Origin of the sequence: Azotobacter beijerinckii (assembly GCF_900110885.1) — a bacterium.
Taxonomy (GTDB): Bacteria; Pseudomonadota; Gammaproteobacteria; order Pseudomonadales; family Pseudomonadaceae; genus Azotobacter; species Azotobacter beijerinckii.
Genome location: NZ_FOFJ01000038.1, coordinates 1 through 210 on the forward strand (window position 1 = coordinate 1; position 210 = coordinate 210).

Consider the following 210-nt stretch of genomic DNA (forward strand, 5'->3'; position numbering starts at 1 on the left):
CAGATCAAGCCCAGCCAGGTGGCGACCAGTAAGCGCGGCCCCAAGGTGGAAAAGCCCAAGGCCTGGGTCGATGCCGCGACGGCTCGCGCCCATGTCTCCACCGACCGCCTCATCAAGGCCTCGAAAAGTAAAAGACCTTGAAAGGGGTGGTTCTAGAAGCCTACCCTTGGGAGGTCTGGCATATGTTGTCGTGCGCAGCAACTCGACTCC